This window comes from Rhodanobacter sp. A1T4, from assembly GCF_014207185.1.
In the GTDB taxonomy this organism is placed as follows: domain Bacteria; phylum Pseudomonadota; class Gammaproteobacteria; order Xanthomonadales; family Rhodanobacteraceae; genus Rhodanobacter.
Window position 1 is genome coordinate 598,145 of the sequence record NZ_JACHCP010000001.1, and the last position, 25,981, is coordinate 624,125.

24 protein-coding genes and 1 riboswitch are annotated in these 25,981 nt (G+C 61.1%); of the genes, 7 read left to right on the plus strand and 17 right to left on the minus strand.

Annotation, left to right across the window (positions count from 1 at the left end; all coding sequences use genetic code 11):
* Window positions 1–163: 163 nt before the first annotated feature.
* Entirely contained in the window at window positions 164–883 is a 720-nt protein-coding gene (locus HDE80_RS02730) for a CerR family C-terminal domain-containing protein (RefSeq protein ID WP_184667586.1), read from the minus strand.
* A gap of 111 nt (window positions 884–994) precedes the next feature.
* Here HDE80_RS02730 and HDE80_RS02735 point away from each other — a divergent pair, with 111 nt between their 5' ends.
* The 3 genes from HDE80_RS02735 to HDE80_RS02745 are packed head-to-tail and all read left to right on the plus strand — an operon-like array spanning window position 995 to window position 5,218.
* Window positions 995–2,134 carry an HlyD family secretion protein gene (locus HDE80_RS02735; RefSeq protein WP_184667588.1) on the plus strand — a complete coding sequence of 380 codons (1,140 nt, stop codon included), beginning with the start codon at window positions 995–997 and terminating at the stop codon, window positions 2,132–2,134.
* Complete coding sequence (locus tag HDE80_RS02740) at window positions 2,127–3,707, plus strand: MDR family MFS transporter (RefSeq protein WP_184667590.1); 1,581 nt, start codon at window positions 2,127–2,129, stop codon at window positions 3,705–3,707. The genes HDE80_RS02735 and HDE80_RS02740 overlap by 8 nt, the downstream gene beginning before the upstream one ends.
* Window positions 3,708–3,718: 11 nt before the next feature.
* Window positions 3,719–5,218, plus strand: coding sequence for an efflux transporter outer membrane subunit (locus HDE80_RS02745; RefSeq protein ID WP_184667592.1), 1,500 nt, complete (start codon window positions 3,719–3,721; stop codon window positions 5,216–5,218).
* Between the two features lie 175 nt (window positions 5,219–5,393).
* On the opposite strand, the gene HDE80_RS02750 is transcribed toward HDE80_RS02745, so the two are convergent.
* The gene (locus HDE80_RS02750) at window positions 5,394–5,927 is read right to left on the minus strand and encodes a hypothetical protein (protein ID WP_184667594.1); all 534 of its coding nucleotides are present in this window, start codon (window positions 5,925–5,927) and stop codon (window positions 5,394–5,396) included.
* A gap of 451 nt (window positions 5,928–6,378) precedes the next feature.
* On the opposite strand from HDE80_RS02750, the gene HDE80_RS02755 reads away from it, so the two are divergent.
* On the plus strand, window positions 6,379–7,251 hold the full coding sequence (locus HDE80_RS02755) for a hypothetical protein (protein ID WP_184667596.1): 873 nt from the start codon (window positions 6,379–6,381) through the stop codon (window positions 7,249–7,251).
* 198 nt (window positions 7,252–7,449) lie between these two features.
* On the opposite strand, the gene HDE80_RS02760 is transcribed toward HDE80_RS02755, so the two are convergent.
* Together HDE80_RS02760 and HDE80_RS02765 are read right to left on the minus strand one after the other, a co-directional pair.
* Entirely contained in the window at window positions 7,450–9,867 is a 2,418-nt protein-coding gene (locus HDE80_RS02760; protein WP_184667598.1) for a penicillin acylase family protein, read from the minus strand.
* Window positions 9,864–10,619 (minus strand): phosphodiester glycosidase family protein, encoded by a 756-nt coding sequence (locus HDE80_RS02765; RefSeq protein WP_255483545.1) that lies wholly within the window; start codon window positions 10,617–10,619, stop codon window positions 9,864–9,866. The genes HDE80_RS02760 and HDE80_RS02765 overlap by 4 nt, the downstream gene beginning before the upstream one ends.
* A 188-nt stretch (window positions 10,620–10,807) precedes the next feature.
* Between HDE80_RS02765 and HDE80_RS02770 the strand changes: the two genes are divergently transcribed.
* Window positions 10,808–11,296 (plus strand): 8-oxo-dGTP diphosphatase, encoded by a 489-nt coding sequence (locus tag HDE80_RS02770; protein ID WP_184667602.1) that lies wholly within the window; start codon window positions 10,808–10,810, stop codon window positions 11,294–11,296.
* Window positions 11,297–11,323: 27 nt separating this feature from the next.
* Here HDE80_RS02770 and HDE80_RS02775 read toward each other — a convergent pair whose 3' ends face one another.
* On the minus strand, window positions 11,324–11,863 hold the full coding sequence (locus HDE80_RS02775; protein WP_184667604.1) for a hypothetical protein: 540 nt from the start codon (window positions 11,861–11,863) through the stop codon (window positions 11,324–11,326).
* Window positions 11,864–11,963: 100 nt separating this feature from the next.
* Window positions 11,964–14,204, minus strand: a complete 2,241-nt coding sequence (parC, locus tag HDE80_RS02780; RefSeq protein WP_184601457.1) for a DNA topoisomerase IV subunit A — start codon at window positions 14,202–14,204, stop codon at window positions 11,964–11,966.
* Window positions 14,205–14,323: 119 nt separating this feature from the next.
* On the opposite strand from parC, the gene HDE80_RS02785 reads away from it, so the two are divergent.
* Window positions 14,324–14,872 (plus strand): hypothetical protein, encoded by a 549-nt coding sequence (locus HDE80_RS02785; RefSeq protein WP_184601456.1) that lies wholly within the window; start codon window positions 14,324–14,326, stop codon window positions 14,870–14,872.
* A 28-nt stretch (window positions 14,873–14,900) separates the two neighbouring features.
* On the opposite strand, the gene HDE80_RS02790 is transcribed toward HDE80_RS02785, so the two are convergent.
* The 4 genes from HDE80_RS02790 to crcB form a co-directional block, all read right to left on the minus strand.
* A complete protein-coding gene (locus tag HDE80_RS02790; RefSeq protein ID WP_184667606.1) occupies window positions 14,901–15,785 on the minus strand; it encodes a TraB/GumN family protein in 885 nt (294 codons plus the stop codon).
* Window positions 15,786–15,894: 109 nt separating this feature from the next.
* On the minus strand, window positions 15,895–17,013 hold the full coding sequence (gene cfa, locus HDE80_RS02795) for a cyclopropane fatty acyl phospholipid synthase (RefSeq protein WP_184667608.1): 1,119 nt from the start codon (window positions 17,011–17,013) through the stop codon (window positions 15,895–15,897).
* A gap of 72 nt (window positions 17,014–17,085) precedes the next feature.
* Window positions 17,086–17,424: a DUF190 domain-containing protein gene (locus tag HDE80_RS02800; protein WP_184667610.1), complete on the minus strand. Its 339-nt coding sequence runs from the start codon at window positions 17,422–17,424 to the stop codon at window positions 17,086–17,088.
* Between the two features lie 46 nt (window positions 17,425–17,470).
* Window positions 17,471–17,857, minus strand: a complete 387-nt coding sequence (gene crcB / locus HDE80_RS02805) for a fluoride efflux transporter CrcB (RefSeq protein ID WP_184667612.1) — start codon at window positions 17,855–17,857, stop codon at window positions 17,471–17,473.
* 71 nt (window positions 17,858–17,928) lie between these two features.
* Window positions 17,929–18,036: riboswitch (Fluoride riboswitch) on the minus strand.
* Between the two features lie 124 nt (window positions 18,037–18,160).
* On the opposite strand from crcB, the gene HDE80_RS02810 reads away from it, so the two are divergent.
* Complete coding sequence (locus HDE80_RS02810; protein ID WP_184667614.1) at window positions 18,161–19,429, plus strand: multidrug effflux MFS transporter; 1,269 nt, start codon at window positions 18,161–18,163, stop codon at window positions 19,427–19,429.
* A 32-nt stretch (window positions 19,430–19,461) separates the two neighbouring features.
* On the opposite strand, the gene HDE80_RS02815 is transcribed toward HDE80_RS02810, so the two are convergent.
* The 7 genes from HDE80_RS02815 to HDE80_RS02845 form a co-directional block, all read right to left on the minus strand.
* The gene (locus HDE80_RS02815; protein ID WP_184667616.1) at window positions 19,462–20,616 is read right to left on the minus strand and encodes a DUF2235 domain-containing protein; all 1,155 of its coding nucleotides are present in this window, start codon (window positions 20,614–20,616) and stop codon (window positions 19,462–19,464) included.
* Between the two features lie 99 nt (window positions 20,617–20,715).
* A complete protein-coding gene (locus HDE80_RS02820; RefSeq protein ID WP_221437387.1) occupies window positions 20,716–22,497 on the minus strand; it encodes a DUF885 domain-containing protein in 1,782 nt (593 codons plus the stop codon).
* Between the two features lie 122 nt (window positions 22,498–22,619).
* Complete coding sequence (locus tag HDE80_RS02825; protein ID WP_255483546.1) at window positions 22,620–23,135, minus strand: hypothetical protein; 516 nt, start codon at window positions 23,133–23,135, stop codon at window positions 22,620–22,622.
* A gap of 57 nt (window positions 23,136–23,192) precedes the next feature.
* Window positions 23,193–23,477, minus strand: a complete 285-nt coding sequence (gene minE / locus HDE80_RS02830; RefSeq protein WP_184667617.1) for a cell division topological specificity factor MinE — start codon at window positions 23,475–23,477, stop codon at window positions 23,193–23,195.
* Between the two features lie 5 nt (window positions 23,478–23,482).
* Window positions 23,483–24,298 (minus strand): septum site-determining protein MinD, encoded by an 816-nt coding sequence (minD, locus tag HDE80_RS02835; RefSeq protein WP_184601448.1) that lies wholly within the window; start codon window positions 24,296–24,298, stop codon window positions 23,483–23,485.
* 44 nt (window positions 24,299–24,342) lie between these two features.
* A complete protein-coding gene (gene minC, locus HDE80_RS02840) occupies window positions 24,343–25,137 on the minus strand; it encodes a septum site-determining protein MinC (RefSeq protein ID WP_184667619.1) in 795 nt (264 codons plus the stop codon).
* Entirely contained in the window at window positions 25,134–25,778 is a 645-nt protein-coding gene (locus tag HDE80_RS02845) for a GNAT family N-acetyltransferase (RefSeq protein ID WP_184667621.1), read from the minus strand. The genes minC and HDE80_RS02845 overlap by 4 nt, the downstream gene beginning before the upstream one ends.
* Window positions 25,779–25,981 lie beyond the last annotated feature (203 nt).

The following is a 25,981-nucleotide window of genomic DNA, read 5'->3' on the forward strand; positions in this document are numbered from 1 at the left end:
CGAAAATGCAAAATCTATATGTAGTTTGCAGTATCTAGCGCTCTCTAACGCAAATGGATTTTGATTTGTATAGAGGGGCGAACTTGCAGGTTCTCGCGGCTCCAGCCTTCTTGAGCAATTTATGGGCAAGTTTGATGTCGGCTATTGTCGAAAACGGACGCTGCTATTTTGTATGGTTCGTTGTCGATACAACGCGCCAGCTATTGAGCAAGGTGCGTGTCTGTTCCAGTACGGTCGCTTTCAGCAATGCGCCCTTGGCCGTGTCGATCTCCTTCCATCCGAGCAGATCGAGGCAAGCCCCTGGAGGATGGTAGAACGGCATGATCTGGCCTTTGAGCGTGAGCATCCGGATGCGTGTGACGGAGTCGTTGACGCTGGCGCCCGTAATGCGCGAAAGCAAGGCCAGGGTCACCTTGTTCAGTGGCTGCTTCAATCGTCGATGGAGCAGTTTGGAAGCGACATTGGCTTCTTCGTCGGCGAGCTCTCGAGCAACGAAGAGTCGTCTTTTCGACACATGCGGTTGCAAAAGCACGCTGTCCAGGGTCACTGCCTGGATACCGATGAACGCATCGATCAGGGCATCCATGTCGCCATTACCCTTCAATATGTCATTGGCTTGCCGCATGGCTGGCGCGAAGCGGTCCCTGAGATCGTTCGTGATGTATTCGGCGCACGCCTGATACACGCCTTCCTTGTTTTCGAAGTAGTACTGCAGTGCCGGCGCGTTGACCCCGGCGGCGGCGGCGATGTCGCGTGTCGAAGCACCGGCGAAACCATGCTCGCCGAACAGCTTGATAGCCGCGGCGATGATTCGCTGGCGCGTTTCGTCGCCACGTGCGTAACCGCCCGCCGTGGGGCGACGGGGACGCTTGGTTGGACTCATGCGCTGGCTCTCATGCGAGTTTTCTCCTGCTGGCGCCCCAACAATAACATTTGACAAAAGTATTCCAATCGGAATAAATATTCCACTTGGAATACTTTTGGACGACTCCCCATGCCCACTACGACTGGATCTGCATCGGACGCCGATGCCTCGAAAGGTGCTGCTCCACCGGCGCGCCCGTCGAAAATACGCCGCTTCCTCATGCCAGCCGGCGTTGTGTTGGCCATCGCGGCGGTGTTGGCCCTCGCTTACTGGTGGCTGGTGGGTCGCTTTATCCAGAGCACGGACGATGCCTACCTGCAGGCCGACAGCGTCACGGTCGCCCCGAAGGTCAGTGGCTATGTCACCGACGTTTACGTCGGCGACAACGTTCCGGTAAAGGTCGGCGATCCATTGGTGAGGCTCGATAGTCGCCAATATCAGGCCGCGCTGGATCAAGCCCAGGCCACGATCGATGCGCGCAAGGCGGATATCCTGCGCGCGCAGGCTGGCGTTCCGCAGCAGCGTGCTGCTATCGAACAGGCAAAGGCGCAACAACAAGCTGCAGCGGTCAACAGCCGCCATGCCGAAGACGAAGTGCGTCGCTACGGACCGCTGGCGACAACCGGTGCCGAAAGCGGCGATCAGCTATCGGTGTTGACCACCAACCGTGATCAGGCGCGCGCAACGCTGAGCGCCGATGCTGCGGCGCTTGATCAGGCGCAAGCGCGAATGGCTGATCTCAACGCTCAGCTCATGCAAGCGCAGGCGCAACTGGAAGTGGCGGAGGCATCGGCGCGTCAGGCGCAGCTCGATATGCAAGACACCTTGATTCGCAGTTCGCTGGCCGGTCGCATCGGTGACCGCACGGTACGCGTGGGGCAGTACGCGCAACCCGGTACGCGGATGATGACCGTCGTGCCGGTGCAGAGCATTTATCTCACGGCCAACTTCAAGGAGACCCAAGTCGGCCGGATGCGCGCAGGTCAACGTGCGAGTCTGCATGTGGATGCGTTGGCGGGCGCCGATCTGCACGGTGTGGTCGACAGCTTCGCGCCGGGCACCGGTTCGCAGTTTGCGTTGCTGCCACCTGAAAACGCGACCGGCAATTTCACCAAGATCGTGCAGCGTGTACCGGTGCGCATCCGCATCGATGCTGATGCGAATACGCGGAAATTGCTGGTTCCCGGTTTGTCGGTGACGGTAGACGTGGATACACGCCCTGCGCAAGACGATCAGTCGGTGACGACAGCAGGCAATAGTCATGGCTGAGACGGCAGCCATGCCGGCCAGTCACCCCGAACGTGCCAGTGCCGCGGATTGGATCGCCGTGGCCGCCGGTTCGCTCGGCGCGTTGATGGCCACGCTCGACATCTCCATCACCAATTCCGCGTTGCCGCAGATCCAGGGTGAAATCGGTGCCACGGGTACGGAAGGCACCTGGATTTCGACTGGTTACCTGATGTCGGAAATCGTGATTATTCCGCTGGCCGCCTGGCTGACGCGCGTATTCGGTTTGCGCAAATTTCTGCTGGGCGCCGCGGTGCTGTTTATCCTGTTCTCGATGATGTGCGGCTTGTCGCACACGTTGACGGCAATGATCATCGGCCGCATCGGCCAGGGCCTGACCGGTGGCGCGATGATTCCGACCGGCCAAACCATCATTCGCAGTCGTCTGCCGATGTCGCAGTTGCCGATCGGCATGACGCTCTTTGGTTTGATCGTGTTGCTCGGACCATTGCTGGGCCCGGTGCTGGGCGGTTGGCTTACGGAAAACATCAGCTGGAGCTGGTGCTTTTTCATCAACTTGCCAGTGTGCATCGGTCTGATCGCGTTGCTGTTGCTTGGTCTGCCGCCGGATCATCCGCAATGGGATGCACTTAAACAGGCCGACTGGCTGGGTATCGCCGGACTCTCGGCCGGCCTCAGCTCGTTGACGGTGGTGTTGGAGGAAGGCCAGCGCGAACGTTGGTTCGAGTCCAACATGATCGTCTGGCTAAGTCTGTTGTCGCTGGCCGGCATGGTGCTAATCGCGATCTCGCAGTTCACCGCCAAGAGACCGGTAATGCGCTTGAGCCTGCTCCGCAATCCGCGTTATGCCAGCGTCATTCTTATCGTGCTGGTGGTCGGCGCGGTGTTCTATTCGGTCATCTATCTGATACCGCAATTCCTTGGTTTGATCGCCGGATACAACGCAGAGCAATCGGGCTGGGTAATGCTGGTCTCCGGCGTGCCGGCCTTTCTGATGATGCCGATGCTGCCGCGCCTGCTGGGCAAGGTCGATTTTCGAATCATGGTGATCACCGGCCTGATGTGTTTCGTGGTGAGCTGCATGTTGGACATCCATTTGACGGCGCAGAGCGTCGGTCATGATTTCTTCTGGTCGCAGTTGATTCGCGGCGCGGGCCAAATGCTGGTGTTCATGCCGTTGAACCAGGCGTCAATGGCAGCGGTAACCCGGGAGGAGGCTGGCGACGCCGCCGGTGTTTACAACATGGCGCGTAACCTCGGTGGCTCGATCGGCTTGGCCGTCATCGGCACCGTGATCGACCGGCGCAATACGTTTCATGTGGCGACCATCCGCGAATCGCTGACGGCGAATTCGGTGTTGGGCCAGGATCGTCTCGCCGCCAACGCAGCCGGCTGGTTCGCGCGGACCGGTGATATGGCCTACGCGAAGATGCGCGCGCTCGGCCAGCTTGCCGCGCAGATTCAGCAGCAAGCGATGGTGATCACTTTTTCCGAAGTCTTCTACGTGCTGGGCATCGCACTGCTGTGCTGCATTCCACTCGCGTTGCTGCTGAAGACGCCCAGCTATGGCGCGCCAGCCGCCGCTGGTCACTAAGGATCTTAGTCATGCGTACAAGCGACTCATATGTTTCGCGCGTCCTGTTTTTCGCGCTGCTCGCCTCGCTCGCGGCGTTGCCAGGCTGCACCGTTGGCCCCGATTATCGTGGCGCGCCGGACGTAGCAGGTGGCGCAGGGCACGCCAACACTTTTGTACGTACACCGGTGACGGGCATCACATCGGCGCACGCGCCAGGCCAATGGTGGAACACGCTCGGTGATGCGCAACTGAGCGCATTGATCGACGCGGCGTTGGCGCACAACCAGGATTTGCAAGCGGCGCAGGCCCGTTTGCGCGAGTCGCGTGCACAGCTGCAACAGCAGCGTGCCGAAGCGTTGCCGACTGTGTCAGCCGATGCGGCCGCGCTACGCACACGGGAGCCGGATTTATCCGGCCTGCAAACATCGCAGACCAACACGAGCCAAACGACGCCAGCAGGGCAATCCATCCGCACGTCGCAGGGGCAAGGTCCGTTGCAGCTGTACACCGCCGGCTTCGACGCGTCATGGGAGTTGGACCTGTTTGGCGGCACGCGCCGCGCGATCGAGGCTACCTCGGCCCAGGCTGATGCCGTCGACGCCGATCTCGCCGATACGCAGGTGTCGCTGGCTGCCGAAGTGGCGCAGGCATACATCAGTCTGCGCGACCAACAGCAGCGCCTGACGTTAGCCAATCAATCGGCGGAACTCGAACAACAAACACTCGTCTTGATCCAGCAGCGGCGCGCGCGCGGCGTCGCCGGCGATGCCGATGTCGAACGTCAAACCACGCAAGTGGAAAACACCCGCGCGACACTCATTCCGCTGGACGAGCAGATCTCCGAGTCGCTCGACCAACTCGCCGTGCTTACCGGCCAAGCTCCCGGCGCACTCGACCGTGAATTATCGGCACCTGCACCGTTGCCTGTTATGCCCGCGACCGTGCCAATCGATGATCCGGCAAGGATGTTGCAGCAGCGCCCGGATATTCGCGCGGCCGAACGTCGGCTTGCCGCGAGCAACGCGCAGATCGGCGAACGCACCGCCGATTTGTTTCCCAAGGTGACGATGTTGGGTTTCGTCGGCTCCAACGCCGCCGATCCCGGACACTTGACACGAAGGAGCTCACTCACCTGGCTCGGTGTGCCCTATCTGCAATGGAATGTGTTTGACTTTGGACGCACGCGCAGCAGTATTCGTCAGGCCGAAGCGAACCGCGACGAAGCCGACGCCCGCTATGCGCAAACCGTACTCGCTGCATTGCAGGACGCCAACAACGCGCTATCTCGCTACGGTCATCAACGCGAAAGCGTTGCTCGCTTGCAGCAGATCGAAGCGTCAGCCGATCGTTCCGCGACGTTGATGCGCCAACGTTACGACGCGGGTGCCTCCTCGCTGATCGATTTGCTGGATACGCAACGCACACAATTCTCCGCGCAGCAAAACCTCGTCCAGGGACGCGCCGATCTGCTGAAAGATTTCGTGTCACTGCAAAAGAGCCTCGGACTTGGCTGGGTTCCAGCACGCTAGGGCAACTGGTGGCGACGTCATCCGAAACGTCCGCTTCGGGAGGGCATTCCGAGATTGCCGTGATTTCCAAAGCGCAAGGTCCGCTCACGGCCAGAGGCCGACATTTAGGCGTACTAAATGTTACGTCGGCTCGTTCGAAAAAATTCCGTGCAAACTTTCTGATTTAGCGCGTCGTCTAGCGTTGCTGCCATAGATTTTGCAGCTCATCAGCAATGCGCTGAACGTCCTGTGCACCAAGCAAAATCAGTTCTCGCGCCTTACTTTTTTCGAGGTGCAGGACGATGCGGCCGGAATAGCGAACGTTACCCATTCCCCACTTACGACTCATATCTGTCGATATGGAAACGATATCCGGCATCGAGTAATAGAAGTTTGCACCGTCCAAATTAAGAAAGCTTTTCGGATCAGATGACGCATTGCGATATCGCTGAAGGATTCCCGGGTCCACGTAGGTCATTGGGTTACTTGCGATATCAGGCGCCATATAGCCAGGGTTCGCCATCACGCCTCGCACGCGCATGGCACCGATGCCGCTCGAAAATGCAGATACGAGAAACGTCCTATTCAAGATTCCTGCGTAGTACTCCATCGCTATAAAGTTGCATGCGCAAGGACCTGACGCCGGCGATACGTCATTTCGCTGGTCCGGTCCTTTCAGCGCGGCAATTGGCGGGCGCGTGGAGATCGCCAAGAACAATCTACGAAGCATCTTATGGTGTTCCATGAAAAAGGAGCGGCACATTCGCATCATGGGTCGAGAATAGCGGCAAAGACTGGAGGTTCAATGTCCGTAGAGGGTCGCGGAAGCAGACGTTCTACCTCGCTTTGCTAGCCCAGGTGTTTAGCCATCGATCGAAGGAATGACCTGCGCCGGATTTCCTCCGACGAAGCTATTCGGAGGAACGTTCTTACAGTCCATCCGCTTGGGCCGTGCACCGTCCACCATTAGCTGGGAGATCCAGGGCAACGGCGGGCCGGATGTTCGGGACAACTTGGCCGTGCACAACTGGGCGAGGTGGCCTTCGCGATGCAGGGGGTAGCGCTGCGGACGACCGCGAACAATGGCGGGGAACCGCCTAGCCAAGGCTTAGGATATCCGGTAGAGTCTGGCGCGCACGACGCCATAGCATTCACGCCACGCGTTTACAGGGAAGTATTCTATGAAGCACGCAATCGTTGCGCTTGCAGCAGCCATTGGCGCTGCCGGCGTGTTGCCGGTCGTCCATGCCACGGACAATTACGCGTTTTATAGCGCCAACAATGTGGTTGGCCTGAGTCTCGGATCGCAGCACCAGAACTATAGCGAGTTCATTAACGGTGCGACCGCCGATGGCAACTATGGCGACGTCAAACCCTCTTACCGCCTGTACGCCACCACGCAGCGTGACTGGCGGAATATCAGCGATTTGTATTTTGCCGTATCGGCAAGCTACGCCAGCGGCTCAACGACCTACGATGGCGCCCTGGTGAACCTGCTCACGGGGGCGCAAACGCCTGTTACGCAACGTACGCCAACGCGCTTGTTCGACTGGAATATTCGTGGCGGCAAGGCCTTTACACTCAATGAGGATGAAACGGTCCAGCTGATTCCTTATCTGGATTATGCGCAGCATCATTGGGATCGCCTGGACGGAGGCGGTGAAGGCGATTATTCCGAGTACTACAAGCATAGTGTCATCAGCGCTGGTGTCATCGGCCAATATGCGGTCACAGACGTGCTGGTGTTGAGCGCTGAAGCGCAGTTGGGCTACCTGTACAACGCGAGCGTGCACGCGCCGGCGCTGGAAGGGCTGATCGATCTGGGGAATGGTGAGTACATTAACGGGACTAACGGCCCGATTATTCTCGGTAACCACGATACCGTGATGCTCAGCTTGGGTGTCGACTACGCATTGACTTACAATTTCCACGTCACCGCCGACTACCGCTGGCAGCGCTACGGCTATGGCATGGGTGTCAATAACGATTTCTCCGAGCCCAACTCGACCTCGATCATGCAGCGGGTTGAAGTAGGCGTGGCGCTGACATTCTGAGTGCTCTGGCTTGTTCCGAAAAAGCCGGGGCGTTCACTTAACCTGTTGATGGCCGTGCAGCATCAAGTCGGGCCTCATTGAGCGAAGCGTTTTGCTCGTTTCCCGGGGCGCTTGAACAAAGCGCTGGTTGTTGATCACTTGCCGGGGTAGGCACTCTACTGCTCTGGGTCGTAGCCGAGTTCGCATTCCGCGAAACCGTTATTCAGCCACAGCGCTGGGTTCGAGGGCCAGCGTGTGTTGTGCCGGTCCTGGCAGCAGCGGTGTGGGCTTGCCGTTGACCCAGTCCGCGTGGCCGGCGCCGTAGTAGGGTGATAGCGGGTTGTCGCTCTGGCCACCGGGCATTTCGAGGATGCCCTGGGCCTCGTGGCCTGGGGCAACGTCGAAGCGCTCGGAGGCGCCGAAGCCGGGAGCGGCGACGCGCGGCATGTTGTTGTCGCCGGGCAATGGATCGTCGGGCATGTTGAGGGTGCGGCCTAGCCACTTGGGCAGGGCAACGGAAAGCGGATGCCTGATGTCGCTGCGATTCTTTTCACCCCAGGTTCGCGCAGCGAGGCCGCCAGGCTGCTTGTCGAGTTCGCTGGCGACGTGGCTGGCGGCAGCAAGCAAAAGTGCATGCCAGTCGCGATAGGTCGGATTGAGCAGGTTGGCTGGCTGCGTGGTGATCAGATTCCAGACCGCGCCTTCGGCGGCATTTTCGGCCGGCCACGCAAAGTCGCCATAGCGTTGTTTGACCCGCGCCACGAACGGCGACAGCACGACTTCGGTCACCTGTGTGCGGAAGGCACGCACTAGCCGGTAGTCGACACTGTCGACATCGGCGCGGCCGCGCCAGGTGGCGGTGAGTTGGCGTAGCGTTTGCAGCTCGGGGTCATGCGTATCGGCGAGTGTCTGTTGCAGCAGCTGCTGCCAGCGCGTCAGCAGCACGGCGCGGTTGTCCAGCTGTACGTCGAGCAGATTGTTCGGAGCAAATTTATTCTGCGCGCGCAAGTCGTCACGGATCTGCTGTGCGCGGGCACCAAGGTCGTGGCCGCCGTTGCCGAGCAGAGCCAGTGCATCGCCGCTCACCGTTCGGTTGTTGGCTGTCCACAGACGCGCATCTGAAGGATTTTCGATGCGTGGATACTGCGCCGGTGTGGCCCAGCCCTGCCAGCCGCTGCCGGGCTTTGACCAGTCTGAAGGCCGCAGCGGATCAATAGTGGCGCGCAGCGGAATGCTGTTGCCGGCCAGCGTCCAGCCGATATGACCGGTGCTGTCGGCAACCACGAAGTTCTGTGGCGGCATGCCAAACTGCGGGGCGAGATCGAGTGCCGCATGCGTGTCGGTCGTCTGCTCCAGCTGCATCAGTGTGACGTTATAGCTGCGTGGTTGATCGGCGATCCAGGCCAGCGCCAGCGGCGTGTCATCGACATCGCTGGCCATGATCGGACCCCAGCGTGTGTCCTCGACTTTCAGAACGGTGTCGGGTTTGCCTTTGACGTGGATATGTTCATCGTGGACGTCGATATTCGCCCAGCCTTCGGGCACCTTGTAGCGGCTGGCGTTGGTCGGGTCTCGTTGTACACGAACCCAGTCCAGCCAGTCGCCGTAACTGTTGGTGAAACCCCAGGCGATCTGGCCGTTGGAGCCCACGATCATCGCTGGCGTGCCGGGCAGGGTGACGCCGTTGATATCGCGTTGTCCGTTCGGCGCGCTGGCGTCGGGATAGCGCAGACGCGCACGGAACCAGATGTTGGGTACGCGCAGGCCCAGGTGCATGTCGTTGGCGACCATGGCGGCACCGGTATCGGTGAGCGAGCCGGCGACAGCAAAGCTGTTGCTGCCCGGACGCGGCGCATCAAGCGCGGGAAGCAGCGCGGCGGTGAGGTCGGTCGGTTTGTCGACTGTGGCGAGACGATTCAGGTCGAAGACGCTGGCATCGGGAACGGCCTGTCGTGGCGACAGCTGATTATCCAGTGGCGCCTCCCAGTCGGGATCGGGCGCCATCAGGAAATCCACCAGTGGGCCGGGCAGTACCGAGCGCATCTGCGCCAGTCGCAGCTCGCGCTCGTTGCGGCCGTCACCGTTCAAATCCAGGTACATCGCGGCAATCACCAGCGCGCTGTCTTCCGATCGCCACGGCTGCGGCTGGCTGCCCAGTAGCAGGTATTCCCACGGCCGCACGTGCAGATCGGCGAGTCCGGCATTGACGCCGTCACGGTAGCGGTCGAGCTGATGCTTCTGCGTTGGCGACAGCTGAGCGTACGCGGCTTCGACCACGGCACGCAGGCGATGGCGGCGATGATTGAGGTCGCTGGGCAGTGCAGCCGGCCCGACCAGCTCGGCCAGCTCGCCGGCCGGCATGCGGCGCATCAGGTCCATCTCGAAGAAGCGCTCCTGCGCGTGCACATAGCCCAATGCAAAGCTGATGTCGTCGCGGTTGGCACCATCGATGGTGACGGTGCCCAACGCGTCCCGGCCGATGCTGACCCTGGCGCTCAGGCCGGGAAACGGTCGCTGCCCATCAAGCCGCGCGCGGCTGCCGGCGAGCAACCAACATGCCGTGATAATGGCGATCAGCAACAGCACGACAATGGCGACCAGCAAGCTTCTGACGATGTGCCTGCGCAGCGAAGTCATTGCGCGACAAACACGGCGAAGATGCCGGCATACGGCTTCACCATGAAAGCCGGCGCGCCGGCGTAGCCGTTGCCGTCGACATAGATCTGCGAAATGCTGCCGTCCAGATACAGCGCGTCCTGGCAGCCCAGCTCATCCCTGAATAGCCGTCCAAACGTGTGGAAATTCACTGGCGTCTCGCTCACCGCAAAGACGACTTCGCTGGAGGTTTTTACACAGACGCCACTGCGCCACTTCATGCTGTCGGAAGCGTCGATGAACTGATCATTGAGCTTGCCGTCAATCACCAGCATGGGGCCGGACTGGCTAGCCCACTGCGCGTGCTGACCGTCAGCCTTGAAATCGCTACTGGTGCGCACGGCGGCGTGGCCATCGGGATAGACCACAAATACACCATTGGGCAGTAGTGAAAAATTGCCCGACGCGGGGTTGCCGTGATTGAGATTCAGCGGCACCACGGTCTTGCCGTTTTCCACATACAGGCCCAGCGGCACGGATTGTTTGTCGTAGATACCGGCGTTGGCCGCGAACAGCAGCTTCTGGCCATGGGCTTCGCCCCATTGGCGCAGAGCATCGATGCTGCCGAACGGCTGCGATGTCTGCGGGTCGCGCCAGTGCAGGCTCAGCTTTTCGCGCTTGAGATCCAGATGCACCACGCGGTAGTTTTGCCCGTCGAACGTCAGCTCGCTGCTGTCGACTGCCCGCGCGGGCGCAGCGCAGCCGAGCAGGTTGGTGAGCAACACAAACGCCAAGGCCCAACGCAACAAAGGGCGGCAGGCAAAGGGATGAGAGGATGAAGGCGAAGTGAGAGGGCACATCTTCTGATGGTCGCCGGCCGGCCCGGTCTGCGCAAGTCCGCAGGCAAGGGTCGTTCAGCACTTGCTGAGGCATAGCCCCATGTCTGCCGCTAAACTTGGCGTTTTACTGGCGGCGTCAACCCATGCCTTACACCCCGATCGTGGCCACACTGGGCTATGTGCTCTCGCCAGATCGCCGCGAAGTTTTGATGATTCATCGCAATGCGCGGCCGGATGATCAGCATCTGGGCAAGTACAACGGCCTGGGCGGCAAGATGGAGCCGGGCGAGGATATCGCCGCCTGCATGCGCCGCGAGATTCTCGAGGAGGCCGGCATCACCTGCGAATCCATGCAGCTGCGTGGCACCCTCAACTGGCCCGGCTTCGGCAAGAACGGTGAGGACTGGCTGGGCTTTATATTTTTGATCGACAGCTACGCCGGTACGGCATTCGGAAGCAATGACGAAGGCAAGCTGGAATGGGTGGCGCGCGACCGGCTCATGTCGCTACCGATGTGGGAAGGCGACCGGCATTTCCTGCCGCTGGTATTCGATGAGGACCCGCGGCCGTTCCATGGCGTCATGCCGTATCGCGACGGCCGCATGCAGTCGTGGTCGTATACGCGTTTGTGATCCGCCGGCCGTGGTTTCTTGGCCCCATCAGTAGCCGCGGTAACGGCCGCCGCTGAACTGGTTCTGGTTCACGCTGATCGAGAAACTGACGCCGCCGGACGGATGATCGCAATCGCCGAAGGCTTTGGTCACGTTGACCGTCGCGCCTTGATAGGTGCTGGTCCCCATGTGGCTGCCGGTGGCCACTCCCGTGCTGACCGCACCGTGGACTTGCGCGTTGTTGAACTTGGAGTCGTCGCAGGTCTGGGCATCGGCCTTGCCGTCGTCGCCGAGCCGGCCGCTGGTATCACCGTAATAGACGCCCGGGGTGGTGCTGATGGGGGGCGTATTCGTCGCCGTGCTGGTATTTGCGGTGCGGCCGTTGCTGACCACCGTGCCGGGATGGACGCTGGTGGGTGCGGGCGTGTTCGCGGTTGTTGCGCTGGACGCTGGCGCCGCCGCCGTGCTGCTGCCAGCAGGAAGATTGCTAGGCAGTTTGAGGTTGAGCGGTTGGTTGGTTGATTGCGCCCACGCGGAGCTCGCCAACACGCTGATAGCCGAGGCGAGAAGTAATGGCTTGATGTTCATACGTGCTCCGAGGACCTGACAAGTGAAACGCGCCAGCCGGCTGGGCGTGTACATTCACATTGGAAAGCGCAGTGCGGCAGGAAGTTCCTGCCGCCGTTGCTCAGCCGGTGGTCTCGATCCGCTCGACCCGACGCAGGCCACGTGGCAGCAAACCGCCACGCGTAGCCCGATTGCCGCCGTATTCCACCAGATCCGACCACTTGAGCGTGAGTTTACGCTGACCAGCGTAAAGGGTGACTTCACCCTTGCCCTCGCTGACCACGGCCACCCCGGCCACGCGCTCGTCGCCGGAGGTGAGCTTGGCCTTGGGAATCTCGATCAGCTTGTTGCCTTTGCCCTTGTCCAGCTCAGGCAGTTCGGCGACCGAGAACATCAACAGGTGGCCTTCGGTGGTGACCACCACGACGCGGTCGCGCGCGGGGTCGGTGCTGATCTGCGGCGCCAGCACCTTGGCCTTGTCGGTGAGGCTGATGGTCTGCTTGCCGGCCTTGTTGCGACCGGTCAGCGATTCGAAGCGGGTGACGAAGCCGTAGCCGAAATCGCTGGCCAGGATCAGGCGGGTGTCGTTGTCGCCGGCGATCACCGCGTCGAAGCTGGCGCCACCGGCCGGGCTGAAGCGGCCGGTCAGCGGCTCGCCGTTGCCGCGCGCCGAAGGCAGCGTGTGGGCTGGTGTGGAATAGCTGCGGCCGGTGGAGTCGATAAAGGCCACCTGCTGGGTGGTGCGCGCCTTCACCGACGCCAGCAGGCCGTCGCCGTCGCGGTAGTTCAGGCCTTCGGCGTCGATGTCATGGCCCTTGGCCGCGCGGGCCCAGCCCTTCTGGCTCAGCACCACGGTCACCGGCTCGCTGACCACCAGCGCACTTTCGTCCAGCGCCTGCGCGGCGTCGCGCTGCACCAGCGGCGAGCGGCGGTCGTCACCGAACTTGGCGGCATCGGCGCGCAACTCTTCCTTGATCAGGCTCTTCAATTTGGCAGGGGACTTCAGCAGCACGTTGATCTTGGCGCGCTCCTCTTCAAGCTGGTCACGCTCGGCGGTGATCTTCATTTCCTCGAGCCGGGCCAGCTGGCGCAGGCGGGTTTCGAGGATGTAGTCGGTCTGCTCTTCGCTGAGCTTGAAGCGCGCCATCAGCACGTCTTTCGGCTCATCTTCGGTGCGCACAATGCGGATCACCTCATCGAGATTGAGGTAGGCGATGCGCAGGCCTTCCAACAGGTGCAGGCGGCGTTCAACCTTGGCCAGTCGGTGCTCGAGTCGACGCGTGACCGTGCTGGTGCGGAAGCTCAGCCATTCGCTGAGGATGCGCTTGAGATCCTTCACCTGCGGCCGGCCGTCCAGGCCGATCATGTTGAGATTGACGCGGAAACTCTTTTCCAGATCGGTGGTAGCGAACAGGTGCTGCATCATCTCGTCGGCATCGACGCGGTTGGAGCGCGGCACGATGACCAGGCGGATGGGATTCTCGTGATCGGACTCGTCGCGCAGGTCCTCGATCATCGGCAGTTTCTTGGCGCGCATCTGCGCGGCGATCTGCTCGAGGATTTTCGACGGGCTGACCTGGTGCGGCAGCGCGGTGATCACCGTGTTGCCTTCCTCACGCTGGTAGACCGCGCGGGCGCGCACCGAGCCGATGCCGTTCTGGTACATCGTCAGCAGATCGCTGCGCGGGGTGATGATTTCGGCTTCGGTTGGGTAATCCGGCCCGCGCACGTGCTCGAACAGGTCGGCGACGGTGGCATCGGGATCGTCCAGCAGGCGGATGCAGGCGCTGGCCAGCTCGCGCAGGTTGTGCGGCGGGATGTCGGTGGCCATGCCCACGGCAATGCCCATCGAACCATTGAGCAGCACATGCGGCACGCGCGAGGGCAGCCAGCTCGGCTCGTCCATGGTGCCGTCGAAGTTCGGTACCCAGTCGACCGTACCCTGGCCTAGCTCGCCCAGCAGGGCCTCGGCGATCGGACTCAGGCGGGATTCCGTATAGCGCATCGCGGCGAAGCTTTTCGGATCGTCCGGCGAGCCGAAATTGCCTTGGCCGTCGACCAGTGGGTAGCGATACGAGAACGGTTGCGCCATCAGCACCATCGCCTCGTAGCAGGAGCTGTCACCGTGCGGATGGAACTTGCCGATCACGTCGCCGATGGTGCGGGCGGATTTCTTTGGCTTGGCGGTGGCGGCCAGGCCCAGCTCGCTCATCGCGTAGATGATGCGGCGCTGCACCGGCTTCAGGCCGTCACCGACGAAGGGCAGGGCGCGGTCCAGCACCACGTACATCGAGTAGTCGAGGTAGGCCCGCTCTGCGTATTCCTTGAGCGGGATCTGTTCGTAATTGGCTTGCAGGTTCATGGCTTGGTTTCGATCAGGGGTACGTGGCAGGGCACGTAGCCGGTCGATGGTGCCAGATGAAGAGTCGGTTAGGCTAGAATCAAAGCGGACAAACGTGGCCGCAATCCAAGGTGAGGCCGATGCACTATCTACGCAATATGGCGGTTTTGGCTTGCGCACTGCTGGCGGGTTGCGCCTCGATCATCGACAAACATCCGAAGATCGCCTATGCCGACAAGCGGCATCCGCTTTCGGATACGGCGATTTTCTCTTGCGCGGAGGTACCTGGCTTCACTTGCGGGATTATCCGGGTTGACGACAGGAGTACCTGGAACCCTTACAACGCCGGCAATACGGTGTGGGTGCGCGTTTTGCCCGGAGAGCACCATGTGGGCGTGGTCGCTTCCCACGCGAATGACATCAACTGGCTTTCGTTCGATATCAAGGACGTGCAGCCGGGCCACGCTTACAGCATTGAAATCGCCACCGCACCGCCACCGCCACCGCCGGTTGTCGTGCCAGGCTCGCATGGCAAGAAAGCGGGTAAGACGAACAGTAATAACAAACAGCAAAATGCCGTTGCCACAAGCATGAGCGTTTCCTACAAGGACCTGGGCAAGATGGACTCGTACACCATCCGCATTGGTCAAAACAGCATCCATACTACGAAGCTCACGGCAAGTTTTTGAGCCTCCGCGATCTGCGCGTGCGACAGGATCAGCGGGTCTGCGTGGTGATTCCCAACTTGGCTAATTGAGCCTGCACACTGTCCGGGCCAGCCAGATGCGCGGCGCCGACGGCGATGAAGACGGTGCCGGGATGCTGCAGCAAGGCGGCAATTTTTGTCGCCCAAGCCTTGTTGCGATCGACGATCAGGGTTTTATACAGCTCCGGTGATTCCTTGCGTACATCCTCGTCTTCCAGGCGCGCGATGGCAGCGGTATCGCCGGCTTTCCAGGCGCTGATCAGGCTGGTCAGCTCGGTACTGTCCTTGTCGACGTCGTGCAGAGTCGAGCGGAGAAAATCCAGCTGTAGTTCGGGCGATAGGTCGGCCAGAAAGCGGATCTGTTGTTCGGAGGTTTCCAGCCCGTTGACCGGTTTGCCGGCCTTGACCATCTGCGCCTGCAATAGCCTGTCGACGCCATGCGCTGGATCGAGGCCTGCCTTGATCAGCGGCGCCATAGCCAGCGTGAGCGCCGCCAGCCATGGTCGCATGATCTCGATGGTCTGCGTGCCACCGGGGATGCCGGCGGTTTCCGCAGCCTTGGCCAGCGTGGCATTTTCAGCCGTGGTGAGCTGGTCGGACAGTGGGTGCGTAGGGTCGAGCCCGTACTGCATTACCAGCGCCTGCATATTTGCCGGGTTATCGTCGGTCAGCTCGATGGTCAGCGAATCACTCGCAGCCAGCGCCTTGTCCAGCACCGGGTAGTGCCAGTCGGTATCGGTGGGCAGCAGATGCACGGTACCGAACAGATAGACTGTCGTGGTCGCGCTTTTTACTGCCCACAGCGCCGGTTGCGCGAAAGCGGGTGTTGCGAGCGCCAGCGCCAGCAGCGCGGGAGCCCCGAGGCGAAGGAGATGGCGACGGCAAAACAGGGGCATGATCGTCCTTGCGGTAAACGATGGCGCGAATGCGCCACGACGCTATGAATGATGGTGGCACGAAGCGACAGTCGTGGCGATGCAAAAAACGCGCACAGCGTGGGACAAATCAGCGTGGCACGCGATACCCGCCTGCCACGCCGTGCGGGCTCAGCGTGAGCTGCCACAGCTGATCGCGCCGGCTGCGAAACACCGCGGCGGAAACCGCCAGGTAGTAGCGCCACATCCGACGAAACCGCTCGTCGTAGCTGGCCGGCAACGTCGGCCACGCCGCCTCTACGTTGTGGCGCCAGGCTGTGACCGTGCGGTCGTAGTCGGTGCCGAAGTTGTGCCAGTCCTCGACCACGAACAGGTCTTCCAGTGCCGCGGTGACCTCGCTGGCGGCGGGGATCATCGAGTTCGGGAAAATGTACTTCTCGATCCAGGGGTCGGTTTGCGCCGGCTGACCATTGCTCCCGATGGTGTGCAGCAGCGAGAGGCCATCGTCTTTGAGGCAGCGTCGCACGGCGTCGAAATAAGTACGGTAATTCCTGCCGCCGACATGCTCGAACATCCCGATGGAATACACCGCGTCGAAGCGCTCGTTGATCTCGCGGTAATCCTGCAGGCGGATCTCGATCGGCAGCCCGGCGCACAGCTGCCGCGCGTACTCGGCCTGTTCCTGCGAGATGGTGATGCCGACGCCTTCAATGCCGTAATGCTCGGCGGCATACTTCAGCGCTTCGCCCCAGCCACAGCCGATGTCCAATACGCGTTGCCCCGGCTTGAGCTGCAGCTTGCGGCAGATCAGATCGAGCTTGGCGGCCTGCGCGTCGTCGAGATTGTCCGCTTCGGCCCAGTAACCGCAGGAGTAGACCATCCGCTTGCCGAGCATGGCGTGGAACAGGTCGTTGCCGAGGTCGTAATGGACCTTGCCGACCTCGAATGCGCGCTCGCCGCGCTGCAAGTTGAGGAAGCGCGCCTTGAGATGGGCGAGCAGGGTGTCGAGAGTCTTCAGCTCCTGATCGAGCCCGGCGGTGAGCAGCTTGGTGCACAGCGCCGGCAGATCATCCGCATCCCACCAGCCGTCCATATAGGACTCGCCAAGGCCTAGCGAGCCGTGGGCGAACACACGAGCGTAAAGGCGTTCGTCATGTACGCGCAGATCGGCTGATGCGTTGCCGTTCAGATGAATGCCGGCGTGGTCGAGCAAGGCGCTGGCGCGTTCTTTCAGAGTGTCCTGACTCATGCGTTCCTCAATAGGAGTCTGGGTTTGGTTTGAGCAAGCGACGATGAAGAGAGCCGCCGGACATCGTGATGCCTACTTTGTACCGAGCAAGGCAAAGCTTGCCGGTGAACGTGCATAGACGGCGTCGACGCCAGCGTCCCTCACCCGTTGCACCAATGCATCCGCCTCTGCGTTACCGAGCAGAAACTCGATCTTGACCGGCAAGTCATCGGCCAGTTCGAAGAACTGCTCTTCGTGCAGCACGCCGTGTCGGCCGAACCCGGCAATGGCGCGGAATACGGAGCCACCGCCGAGGCCGTGCTGCTTGGCCTGTTCCAGCAGCCATTCGGTCAGCAAGATGCCGTTGTGCTTGGTATGTGCGTGGCAGTAGAAGTAGAGATGCGTACCCTGTTGCAGCGTTTCCTGATTCATGGCAATCACCTCATATCGATTACGCCATTCATGGCGAACTCCGGGATCAATGACGCAGCAGGCTGCGAGTAAGCATGAGGCCGAGCACAGTCATTGTCAGCGAACCAATCAGGTGCACGGCCACATGGCTACCAAACCAGAAATACTGCTGGCGCAACAGCAACGTGGTTGCCTCGGCCGAGAAAGTGGAAAAGGTGGTCAAACCGCCCAGAAAACCGGTGAACACGAATAGCCGCAGCTCGGGCGGCAGCGTCTGGAAGTGATCGAACACCCCCATCACGCAGCCCATCATCAAGCCGCCGGCGAGATTCGCGGCCAGCGTGCCCAGCGGTAGCGTGGGAAACATCGGGTTGAGTAATAGGCCAAGACCCCAGCGCAGCCAGCAGCCCAAGGCACCGCCAACGCCGACGGCAACAATTCCGGTAAACCCCATAACGCGTCTCCTGACAAAATCCAAAGTGTCCGGTTACCGCGGTAGCAGGCACGCCTGCGCCGCCGGAAGCCGGTGGTGCAGGCATCATCAACCTCGTCGCTGGTCACGCGTGAGGCGGTTTGCTCTTCCGAAGCTGGAGGCGCCGGCGGAACAGGAGGTATGCCATCTCCTTGGATTCGGTCACAGACTGCGATCGCTGATCCAGCGCTTATCCTAGTCGATCTGGCGGGCGCATCGTCAAGCGTGCCTGGTTCGCGGGCTGTCTTATACTTGCGCAGCCTTTTCCCAGTAGCCATTGTCGTCATGAATTCCTCTCATCGCGCTGTGCGGCGCAGCCTGCCGTGGCTGCTTGCCGGGTTGTCGATGATCGGTCCGTTCTCGATCGACGCGGTGTTTCCGGCATTCCCGCTGATCGGCGCGCGTTTCCATGTGGATGATGTCGCCCTGCAGCAGTTGATCAGCGTATATCTGATCACTTATGCCTCGATGAGCTTGTTCCACGGTGCCATCTCCGACGCGATCGGCCGCAAGCCGGTCATTGCCACGGGCATGCTGGTGTACGCGTTCGCCTCCGCCGGTGCGGCGATGTCGACCTCGTTCCCTATGCTTCTGGTTTGTCGTGGCCTGCAGGGCATGTGTGCCGGCGCGGGTCTGGTCGTGGGGCGGGCAGTGATCCGCGACACCTTCCAAGGCGCCGACGCGCAGCGGCTGATGTCGCGGGTAATGATGATCTTTGGCGTGGCGCCGGTGATCGCGCCGATGGTTGGCGCCCTGCTGCTGGGATTCGGTGGCTGGCACGGCATTTTCTGGGTGCTGACGGTGTTTACCGCGCTGCTGTCGCTGGCCTTGCTGCTGTTGCTGGAGGAGAGCCATCCGCCGTCGCGGCGCACGTCGTTTTCGCCACGACCGCTGCTGGCGAGCTACCTGTCCTTCAGCCGTGATCGCGCGTTCTGGCCACTGCTGATTTCCAGTTCGGTCAATTTTGCCGGACTGTTTCTCTATATTTCCTCGGCGCCGCGCATCGTGCGCGAGCTGCTGCATCTTTCGGCGGCAGGTTTCCCATGGCTGTTCATGCCGGTGGTGATTGGCTTGGTCGGAGGCGCGTGGCTATCCGGGCGGATGGCGGAACGACGCAGCGCGCGTTTTACGGTGAACCTCGGTTATGCCGCGCTACTGTCAGCGTGCGCGCTGCATATTTTATTGGCGCTGATATTCCGCGAGCCGCAGCTACCGTGGTCAATGTTACCGCTGACCCTGGAAGGCATCGGTGTGCAATTGGCATTTCCGACGCTGACCTTGCTGTTGCTGGATCGCTTCCCCAACCAGCGTGGCAGCATTTCTTCCGTACAGGCATTTGCCAGCCTGATCTTGTGCAGCGCCGTCGCTGGCGTGCTCTCGCCGCTGCTTTCAAGCAGCATGTTGCCATTGGCGCTGGGTGCATCAGCGCTGAGCGTGTGCGGCATGCTGTCCTGGTGGTGGTATTGCAGCATCAGTCAGCGTTCGCTAAATCAGTCGCTGGCGACAGCGGATGCCAGCGTGACCTTGCAGGCGGAAATCGCCGAGCCGCTCTAGTTTTCGCTGCTCCTGCGAACCTGCGGCCAGGTTCATGCATCCTGGTCGGACATCGCCAGATCGATCGATGCCGGAAGCGGCTCGGTCACTGCGACGGGCAGCATTAAAACGGCGCCGGCAAGCGCCCGAGCAAGGGTTGGTGGCCGGTAACTGGAATCGATACGCCAGCGTTGCCACACCGATTCGTCCACGGTTTCGTTCACCCCGGTGCCGAAGGTACGGTTGAACGGCGCTTTGAAATATTTGTAGATGCCATGCATGAATTCCACATACGAATTGCGTGGTACCCCGGTATCCGCGTCAGCGTCCGGAATCACGATTTCGCTGCAGGCCAGCCCCGCTTCGATGGCCTTGCGCTGAAGCCAAGCCAGCGGTAGATCCGGCAGTGGGTCAGGTATGCGTCCGGCACCATCGCAATCGTTACCGCCGCCGACGTCACCATGCGAGCCGATAAACCAGCGCTGCTCGATATCAATTTGCTCGACCTTTTTCGAGGCGATGCTTTCATCCGGCTTTGTTGTGTACGGATTACGTGTCCACACCGTTGGTGCATAGTCGGCGCAATGCTCATCCAGTGCCAGCGCGTGATACGCATACTTCACGATCTTGCTCAATTCCGTATCGTGGAATCGATAGCGCGAGCGGGCGAATGGGAACCACGATGAAGTATCGGGAATGCCGAGCGAGCCGACCGTATCCCACACGCCGATAAAGTGGACGTCTATTTCGATCGAATGTACCGCACGATAGTCCATTGCGCCGAGATCGTCCGGCTTGATCGTTGTATTGCGATAGAAATCATAGGCATCGGATACGACGGACTTGTCTACTCGGCCAAGCGCATCGCGTTTGAGCAGACCGCACTTGCGGATCATTCCGCAAAGGCTGCGCGCGGTATACGCGCCGCGGCTGAAGCCGAAAAGATAAAGCTCGTCCCCGCGTGTCCAGTTTTCGCAGAGCCAGTGATAGCCTTCCATCACGTGGTTCGACAAGCCGAGACCGAACGCACCACCGAGCAGGTGCTTTATGCCAGAGGACACGCCAACACCAGGTATGTAGGTGGCGAGTTGCGGCAGGCCTGCCGCATCGTTGGGCGCGATAAGGCGCCGCAGCCGTTCCACATTGGTATTCGACTCGGGCTTGTTCCAGGTGCCATCGAACAGCAACGCAAGTCGGCGTGTGGTCACGGTGCCCTCCAGTGCAAAGCGATGTGGCTGGGAGAACTTTAAAACTCGATGATCAGCACGGCCAGTCCCGCGGCGAGAATGATCCCGCCGCGGATACGCTCAAAGCGTTGGCGACTTGTCGTGCAGCATCGTCTCGCGCACGATCGCGATCGGTGCAAACCCTTGCTGCATGAAGCTGTCGTGGAACTGCTGCAGGTTGAAGTTCTTGCCTTCCTTCGCGGCCAGGTCGGTGCGCAGCTTCATGATCTGCAATTTGCCCAGCGTGTAGTACAGATAGGTTGGATCGGAGGTGCCGCGCTTGGTTTCCACTTCGCCGACCGTGCGCGACTGGTAGCCCTGCTTGACGAAGAAATCGATCGCCTGGTCCATCGTCATCTGACCGGTGTGCAGCTTGATGCCGACGACGAAGCGCGCGTTTCGCAGCAGGGCATCCTGCAACTGGCCCAGGCGTAGCAGCAGTTGCTGATGCTTGTCGTTCGGATAGACATAAGCCGCCAGCCCTTCGTCGAGCATCATCTGCTCGCAGTAATGTGCCCAGCCTTCCACGTTGGTGGTGGCGCCAAGCAGCTTGCGCGCGCGGTCGTCCAGCTTGTGCATCCACAGGAACTGGATGTAATGGCCCGGATAGGCTTCATGCGTGGCGATGGCGGAAATGACCGGATAGCTGAACTGCGCCATGAACTCCTTCGTGCGCTGCGCGGTCCAGTCCGGCTCGGGCAGGGTGACGTTGAAGTAGGCCTCCTTGGCCACAGTCTCGTAAGGTCCCGGCGTATCCATCGAGGCGAACGTGATCGCACGCATGAATGGCGGCGTTTCCTCCACGATCGGGCGCACGTCGGAGGGAATGGTGATGATCTGTTTCTGCTGGATAAAACCGACCAGGTTGTTGAACGTGGCGCGGAAGGTATCGAGAATCTTGTCCGACGCGGGATAGTCGGAACCCAGCTCGGCCAGCACCTGCTGCGGCGTCTTGCTGGGATCGAGCTGCTTTGCGACTTCGGCAAAGGCCTGCTGGTTCTGCTTCATGTTGGCCATGTCGATCGCGATCAACTGGTCCAGCGGGATGTTGACCATCTCGTCGTACTTGAGCTTGTCGCGAAACGCGACGGTACCGATGCGGAAGTCGCCGTGCGAGCGCGGCAACACCTCGGTCTTCAGCCAGGTCTGGTAATCCTGCAGCGACTTGATCACCGCGGCGTTGCTGTCGGCGAACTGCTTTTTCAGCGCAGCATCGGTGACATCAGTAAATGCCGATGGCACATCTTTCTGGAAGAACTGCACCAGGCCGGGCAGCTGCTGCAGCGCGATCTGGGTGTAGATGAGCGGCGGGTTGTCGAGGTTCTTGTGGGCGTCGGCGAGCACCGCCGGCATCAGCTGCTCGCGCGCAATCAGGTCACGCAGGCGCGTTTCCTGCGGCGCGAACTTGCGCTCCATCAGCGTGAAGGCGCTGTTGGTGATGCCGCTGGAATAGATGTCCGGATTTTTCTGCCAGGGACGGATCGTCTGCAGGGTGAGCAAGGTGCTGCGAATATTGTTCAGCACCAGCTCGCGGTCACCGCGTACGCGCTCGCCGAGTTTCGCCGGATCGATGGCGGCTACCTTCGTCTGCCACTGCTGCAGCGCCTTGACGTTGGCATCGACGCCGGCGCGCGAGTAGTCCTCCAGCTTGGCGTCGAAGTCGTGCAGGCCGTCGGCGGTCGCCATGGTGGGATTGGTGGGGAAGTAATAGGTGTCGAAATAACTGTCGGACAGGCGAGTGAATGCCTGGTCTGCAGCAGATGTCACCGGCACGGCGGTAGCTGTGGTTTCCGCTGCAGCGACAGAATTGCCAAGCGCCATGATGGCGAGCGTGCCGATCAGCGCCTGTGTAAGTTTCATCATCAGTCTTCTCCCGAGCCTATGCCGCTGACCAGCGCAGCAGCCAAATAAGCGGCCAACATTAGCAGAGTCTGTCTGTGGCGTTGGCGCTCAGACGGGCCGGGTCGATGTGCTCCGGCCGACGCTCAGCAGGGTAGGCCGCGTTCCAGCAGAAACGCGCGTGCATCGGCCGCATCCTGCTCGAACCACGCACGTGTCGAGCCTAGCCGGAACGAATAGCCCCAGGCGTCCATATCGGCTATCAGCCGTTCGCGGCCGACACCGGGCAGACGGTCGGCCAGCACGATCTGCAGGTAGCAGGTCGCGTTTTCTTCCTCGATCGAATCAGTGGCGTCGGTATGGACGTCCGGACGTCTTTCCTCAGGCAACACGATCAGGTGCCCGGCTTCGTGCAGCAGCGAGTGCACCGGCGTGTCGTCACGTGCGTAAACCGTGATGCCGATGATGCCGGCTTCCTCGTCGCCCCAGAAACTGCCGGGAATAGGCTCGTTATCGGCGACGCGCTCAAGCTTCAGGCCAAAGGTGGCGAGCAGGGCTGCCGGTGCATCGAAGCCGAGCTGACCGACGCGCAGCACTGTATTCGCCGGGTCGTTGTCGACCGGCTCGCCCGGGGAGATGCTGGCTTGGGTTTGAGGATGCATGAGGTGTTGCCAGATCAGACGGCGTACCGGATTTCAGCGCTCCGGCGACGCCCGGGCTCAGCCGGTCGCAGTGTCACTCTTCGTTGCCGAATTGCCGTCCGGCAGGGCGACGGAAAGCTCGAGGATCTCGTGACCGCTATCCTGCTCGAGCTTGATGCTGATCGCCTCGATGTCGACGTGGACGTATTTCTTGATCACCTCGAGCAACTCGCTGCGCATCATCGGCAGATAGTCGGGTGCGCCGCGATTGGAGCGCTCCTGCGCGACGATGATGCGCAGACGCTCGCGGGCGACATTGGCCGTGGGTTCGGGCTTGCGCTTCAGGAAATCCAGAATGCCCATCGTGATCAACCTCCGAATACGCGCTGAAGAAAGCCTTTCTTCGGCACGTCGATAAAGCGCAGCGGACGTTCTTCGCCGAGGATGCGCGCTACGGTGTCGCTGTAGGCCTGACCGGCAAGTGAATTGGCGTCGACGATCACCGGGATGCCGTTGTTCGACGCGGTCAGCACGTTTTCCGATTCGGGAATCACGCCGACTACGCTGATGCCGAGAATTTCCTCGACGTCCTTGACGCTGAGCATTTCGCCAATGGCGACGCGTGCCGGGTTGTAGCGGGTCAGGAGCAGATGCTGGGTGATCGGCTTTTCGCCGCGCTCGGCGCGCCGCGTTTTGCTGGCAAGCAGGCCGAGGATGCGATCAGAGTCGCGCACCGAGGAGACCTCAGGATTGACCACCACCACTGCATGATCGGCAAAGTACATCGCCAGGTGCGCGCCTTTCTCGATGCCGGCTGGCGAGTCGCATACCACGTAGTCGAAGCCGTCCTCGGACAGGCCATCGAGTACTTTCTCGACGCCTTCCTGGGTCAGCGCGTCCTTGTCGCGGGTCTGGCTGGCCGCTAGCACGAACAGGTTCTCGTGGCGCTTGTCCTTGATCAGTGACTGCTTGAGCGTGGCCTCGCCGTGCACAACGTTGACGAAGTCGTAAACCACGCGCCGCTCGCAACCCATGATCAGGTCGAGGTTGCGCAGGCCGACATCGAAGTCGATGACGGCAACTTTCTTTCCGGCCATGGCCAGGCCGGTGGCGAGGGAGGCGCTGGTGGTCGTCTTGCCGACGCCGCCTTTGCCGGAAGTGACGACGATAATCTCAGCAGTCAATGGCTCATCTCCGGAATATTTTTATAATTGATTGATTTAAAGATTTAGAGCTTGGCGATCAGCAACTTTTCGCCATCGAGCCAGCATTGCACGGACTGGCCCTCGAGGTCGTCAGGAATTTTTTCAAACACCCGATAATGCCCGGCAATCGCCACCAGCTCGGCGCGAAAGTCGGATACGAAGATGCGCGCCTTTTCGTCGCCCTGGGCACCGGCCATGGCGCGACCGCGCAGGCCGCCGTAGATGTGGATATTGCCATCGGCGATCACTTCGGCACCATTGGCGATCGCGCCGGTGACGATCAGGTCGCGGTCGCGCGCGTAAACCTGTTGTCCGGAGCGCACCGCGCCGGCGTGATGTTGGGCGCCAATGGACGTGCCGGGCGCTGGCGCGGACAGGATCGGTTCGCGCAGGTCAGGCTCAGGCTGGATCTCCTCACGTGTTTTCGCCTTGCTGCGTGGCAGTTCGGCGGCTGGCGCAGTTTCGCTGCCACCTGCCGGCTCATAGGCCGCGCGGAACTTGGCAATCAGCGGCAGGCCCATGCGTTTTGCCAGCGCCTCGGTCTCGCTGGTGCCATAAGCCAACCCGACCGGCAGCATGCCAGCGCTGCGCACCGCTTCGAGCAGGGCATCGACGGCACCGTCGTCGGGCAGGTCGAGCAGGTGGCTCAGATCCAGCACCACAGCAGCGCGCGAAAACATGGCTGGCGCGGCACGCACGCGCCGCTCCAGTTCATCGCACAGTGCGGCTGCATCGACTCGGCGCACACGCACGCAGGCAATACCGACCTGGCCAAAGCGCAGGTCGCAGGCGTCGGAAGTCTCCGCTTTGACGTTCATGAGCGGGGTTCTCCGGACGATGGCTTGCTAATCGGTGAAAGGGTGATTGATGAGACAGTAATCGGTGAAATCAGGCGCGTGCTCTCGGCCAGCCAGGGCAGGTCCGGCAGGCCGCCGTGATCGAGCCAGGTTTCGCGTACAAAGGTATAGCTGGGCAGATCCTTGGCCAGCAGGCTCACCTGCGGACCGTCATTGCCCATGCGCTGCTGGCCGACTTCCTGAAAGCCGTAAGTGCCGTGGAACAGCACCACGACGTCATCGCGTGGCTCCAGAAACACTTCGCAGGTCATCAGCGGCACGCGAACCTCGGCGTAGCTGTTCACGTCGGAATAGAAGATGCGGCCCAGACCGTGTCGACGGTAGGCGTTGGCGATTACGATGCGGTCGATGTAGACAAACTGCGGGTAATGCGCGGCGAACCAGCGGTAATTGGTGCTTTCGTAATCGCCGCCTTCACGCAGGGCGATGACGAAGCCGGCCAGGTTGCCGTCGATCTCCGCCACGCGAAAATACTCGGCGTGATCGTGGAAATAGCGCAGGTGGTTGGCGTCAAGGGCGAGGATGGAGCGACCGGCGGTGTTGTTGAGTGCCAGTACGGCATCCAGGTCGTGCTCGTGCACGTCGCGGATGGCAAGAGCCATGCGTTGCTCCGCAATGATGAGATCGATAACGAGGCCGATGCTGCCTCGTGCAAGATGGCATTATGGCATGCGGATGCGGCCCTTACATCTCGCATCGCGGCAGGTAGTTGGCCCGGCAGCTAGTCGACCTGTAAGTAAGAGTTTCGTAAAGCCATGGCGCAGGATCGCCAAAGGATCAGGCATGACTTCTCGCGCATTGCGCG

Excerpts from the sequence above, each read along its gene's own strand:
- HDE80_RS02750 (WP_184667594.1), bottom strand. The coding sequence starts at position 5,927 with ATGCTTCGTAGATTGTTCTTGGCGATCTCCACGCGCCCGCCAATTGCC.
- parC (WP_184601457.1), bottom strand. The coding sequence starts at position 14,204 with ATGAACCTGCAAGCCAATTACGAACAGATCCCGCTCAAGGAATACGCA.
- HDE80_RS02820 (WP_221437387.1), bottom strand. The coding sequence starts at position 22,497 with ATGATGAAACTTACACAGGCGCTGATCGGCACGCTCGCCATCATGGCG.
- HDE80_RS02790 (WP_184667606.1), bottom strand. The coding sequence starts at position 15,785 with ATGCCCCTGTTTTGCCGTCGCCATCTCCTTCGCCTCGGGGCTCCCGCG.
- HDE80_RS02775 (WP_184667604.1), bottom strand. The coding sequence starts at position 11,863 with ATGAACATCAAGCCATTACTTCTCGCCTCGGCTATCAGCGTGTTGGCG.
- HDE80_RS02730 (WP_184667586.1), bottom strand. The coding sequence starts at position 883 with ATGAGTCCAACCAAGCGTCCCCGTCGCCCCACGGCGGGCGGTTACGCA.
- HDE80_RS02770 (WP_184667602.1), top strand. The coding sequence starts at position 10,808 with ATGCCTTACACCCCGATCGTGGCCACACTGGGCTATGTGCTCTCGCCA.
- HDE80_RS02740 (WP_184667590.1), top strand. The coding sequence starts at position 2,127 with ATGGCTGAGACGGCAGCCATGCCGGCCAGTCACCCCGAACGTGCCAGT.
- HDE80_RS02825 (WP_255483546.1), bottom strand. The coding sequence starts at position 23,135 with ATGCATCCTCAAACCCAAGCCAGCATCTCCCCGGGCGAGCCGGTCGAC.
- crcB (WP_184667612.1), bottom strand. The coding sequence starts at position 17,857 with ATGGGGTTTACCGGAATTGTTGCCGTCGGCGTTGGCGGTGCCTTGGGC.
- minC (WP_184667619.1), bottom strand. The coding sequence starts at position 25,137 with ATGAACGTCAAAGCGGAGACTTCCGACGCCTGCGACCTGCGCTTTGGC.
- cfa (WP_184667608.1), bottom strand. The coding sequence starts at position 17,013 with ATGAGTCAGGACACTCTGAAAGAACGCGCCAGCGCCTTGCTCGACCAC.
- HDE80_RS02785 (WP_184601456.1), top strand. The coding sequence starts at position 14,324 with ATGCACTATCTACGCAATATGGCGGTTTTGGCTTGCGCACTGCTGGCG.
- HDE80_RS02755 (WP_184667596.1), top strand. The coding sequence starts at position 6,379 with ATGAAGCACGCAATCGTTGCGCTTGCAGCAGCCATTGGCGCTGCCGGC.
- HDE80_RS02760 (WP_184667598.1), bottom strand. The coding sequence starts at position 9,867 with ATGACTTCGCTGCGCAGGCACATCGTCAGAAGCTTGCTGGTCGCCATT.
- HDE80_RS02845 (WP_184667621.1), bottom strand. The coding sequence starts at position 25,778 with ATGGCTCTTGCCATCCGCGACGTGCACGAGCACGACCTGGATGCCGTA.
- HDE80_RS02810 (WP_184667614.1), top strand. The coding sequence starts at position 18,161 with ATGAATTCCTCTCATCGCGCTGTGCGGCGCAGCCTGCCGTGGCTGCTT.
- HDE80_RS02745 (WP_184667592.1), top strand. The coding sequence starts at position 3,719 with ATGCGTACAAGCGACTCATATGTTTCGCGCGTCCTGTTTTTCGCGCTG.
- HDE80_RS02800 (WP_184667610.1), bottom strand. The coding sequence starts at position 17,424 with ATGAATCAGGAAACGCTGCAACAGGGTACGCATCTCTACTTCTACTGC.
- HDE80_RS02735 (WP_184667588.1), top strand. The coding sequence starts at position 995 with ATGCCCACTACGACTGGATCTGCATCGGACGCCGATGCCTCGAAAGGT.
- minE (WP_184667617.1), bottom strand. The coding sequence starts at position 23,477 with ATGGGCATTCTGGATTTCCTGAAGCGCAAGCCCGAACCCACGGCCAAT.